Raw genomic sequence first — 2,457 nt, 5'->3', positions numbered from 1 at the left:
CGCTGGCGGTCGTGCTGGTGCGGGGCAACCATGACCTTCGCGCGGGCGACCCGCCGCCGTCTTTGGGCATTCACGTGGTGGACGAACCCTGGCCGCTGGACGAGGCCGGCGACTGGCTGGCTTGCCATCACCCGCAGCGCTTGCCTGGCAAGCGCGTGCTGGCGGGCCACCTGCACCCGGCTGCGACGCTGCAAGGCCCGGGGCGCGACCAACTGCGCATGCCGTGTTTCTGCCTGGACCGGACCGGTCCGGACGACGCCGGACTGCTGGTGCTGCCGGCTTTCGGCGAATTCACCGGCGGCGCGAGCGTGGCGCCGGCTCCGGGGCGGCAACGCTTTGCGGTGGCGGGTGATGCCGTCTGGGCGGTGCCTTGAATGCGAGACATCTGACGCGGTTCCGGGCCGCGGTTTACGCATCTTTACGGCGCGCTCAAGCCGGACCAACACGTGGCCGCGAGCATTCACTCCACGCTGTGCCAATGCAACAGCACGAGAGGACACACGATGAAGAACACGACTTCGCGCCAGGTTCGCCTGGTCGGCCTGGGCCTGCTGCTGTCGCTGATCGGCGGGCTGGGCCTGGTGGCCATGGCTTCTGCGCACGAAGCGCCGGGCCAGATGCAGCCTGCGCAGCAGCAGGAGCGTCCGCATCCCGGGGCCGGTAGCATGCCCCGCGGTGGCTTCATGCCCGCGATGATGATGGTAGGCCGCGGTGGTGGCCTGCCACCCGAAGGCCCGCCGCTGGACCATTTGCTCGACGAGCTGAAGGCCACGCCCGAGCAGCGCGCCGAGCTGCGCAAGATCGTCGGCGCGATGCGGGACGACGTGAAGGCCCTGCACGAGGCCGGCCGCGGCGAGCATGAGCAACTGGGCAAGCTGTTCACCCAGCCGACCGTGGACCCGGCGGCAGTCGAGGCCTTGCGCCAGCGGGCAATGAGCCGCGAGGACAGCATCAGCCGCCGCGTGACCCAGGGCATGCTGGCCGCCAGCAAGGTGCTGACGCCGGAGCAGCGCCAGCAGATGGGCGAACGCCTGGCGCACATGGGACATGACGGCGAGCCGCACGGTCGCCCCGGTCCCGGCCCGGACGGCCGGCCCGATGCTGGCCCCGATGCCCGTCCGGGCACTCCGCGCAGCTGAGCCAGGAGGGCGATACCATGACGTTTGCCCAACAAACCGTGCGCCTCGCCCGCCAGGGCGGCCCTGGCCTCGGTGCACCGATCGAGATGTCTGCAGCCAAACTCCTGCTGATCGACGACGACACCCGGCTGACCGCGATGGTGGGTGACTACCTGCGCGGCCACGGCTTCGACGTTGAAACCGCCAGCTCGCTGGCCGAGGGCCGCGTGAAACTGCGTGGCACCCCGGTCGATGCGCTGGTCCTTGACCTGATGTTGCCCGACGGCGACGGCCTGGACCTGACGCGCGAACTGCGCGCCGACGCCAGGCTGCGCCGCCTGCCGCTGCTGATGCTCACGGCCCGCGGCGAGCCGATGGACCGCATCGTCGGCCTGGAGATCGGCGCGGACGACTACCTGCCCAAGCCTTTCGAGCCGCGCGAGTTGCTGGCTCGCGTCAAGGCCTTGCTGCGCCGCGCAGCCCCTGACCAGGTCAGCGAGGAACTGCTGCGCTTTGGCCGGCTGGAGATCGACCTGGGCGCCCGCGAGGCCCGGCTGGACGGCAAGCGCTGCGACCTGACCGGCCACCAGTTCGAGCTGCTGGTGGTGCTGGCACAGAGCCCCGGCCGGGTGCTGAGCCGCGACCAGATCATGGATGCGCTGAAGGGCCACCCGATGGAAGCCTTCGACCGTTCGATCGACGTGCACATCTCGCGCATTCGCTCGGTGATCGAGGACGACGTGAAGAACCCGAAGCGGGTGCTGACGGTGCGCGGCACCGGCTACGTCTTTGCCCGCAAGCAGGATGCCGATTGAGGCTTGCATCCCGCGGCCCTGCCTGCCCCACTTCCCCTGGAGATTGACGCTGCCGGCCTTGCGCCGGCAGTTGTCGTGAAGACGCCTTGAAATCCCTCTACCTGCGCATCTGGCTCACCGTGGTGGCCGCCCTGGCCTTGTTTGCGCTGGTTTCCGGCTGGCTGCTGCAGCGGCACCTGGAGCAGGAGCACACCCGTGCCGAGGCGGCAATGGCCGAGCGCATGGCGGGCTGGGGCACACTGATCCAGAACTCGCTGCCCGAGCGGGATGCCCCCAGCCAGGACCAGGCCAAGGCCTTGCAGGAATGGTCGCAGCGGCTGCGCATGCCCTTGGCGCTCAGCGACCAGCGCGGCAAGGTGATTGCCCAGTCCGAGAGCTATACCCGCCTGTTGGCCGAGGGCCGCGGCCGGCCCGTCATGTTGCAGCTCGACGATGGCCGCAAGCTGTGGATCATGCGGCCGCCGATGCGGGACTTCCGGGGCCCGCGCGGTGACCTGGACGATGGGCCACGCCCGGGCGATGTA

General features: G+C 69.9%; 3 protein-coding genes and 1 pseudogene. All 4 read left to right on the top strand.

Translation table 11 applies throughout. The features are described 5' to 3' along the window. A partial coding sequence (locus tag FKP22_RS27210) for a metallophosphoesterase family protein (protein ID WP_510606730.1) occupies positions 1 to 374 on the top strand: 374 nt, incomplete at its 5' end. Positions 375 to 503: 129 nt separating this feature from the next. Next, positions 504 to 1,139: a Spy/CpxP family protein refolding chaperone gene (locus FKP22_RS27205; protein ID WP_141291079.1), complete on the top strand. Its 636-nt coding sequence runs from the start codon at positions 504 to 506 to the stop codon at positions 1,137 to 1,139. Between the two features lie 86 nt (positions 1,140 to 1,225). After that, entirely contained in the window at positions 1,226 to 1,933 is a 708-nt protein-coding gene (locus FKP22_RS27200) for a response regulator (RefSeq protein WP_141291081.1), read from the top strand. An 86-nt stretch (positions 1,934 to 2,019) separates the two neighbouring features. Continuing rightward, positions 2,020 to 2,457: pseudogene (locus tag FKP22_RS27195) on the top strand (two-component sensor histidine kinase); the annotation flags it as partial.

Origin of the sequence: Ideonella azotifigens, from assembly GCF_006519715.1 — a bacterium.
GTDB classification, from domain to species: Bacteria; Pseudomonadota; Gammaproteobacteria; order Burkholderiales; family Burkholderiaceae_C; genus Ideonella; species Ideonella azotifigens.
The sequence above is the reverse complement of the archived record's forward strand: the minus strand, read 5'-3'. Positions and strand labels throughout refer to the sequence as shown.

Excerpts from the sequence above, each read along its gene's own strand:
- FKP22_RS27205 (WP_141291079.1), top strand. The coding sequence starts at position 504 with ATGAAGAACACGACTTCGCGCCAGGTTCGCCTGGTCGGCCTGGGCCTG.
- FKP22_RS27200 (WP_141291081.1), top strand. The coding sequence starts at position 1,226 with ATGTCTGCAGCCAAACTCCTGCTGATCGACGACGACACCCGGCTGACC.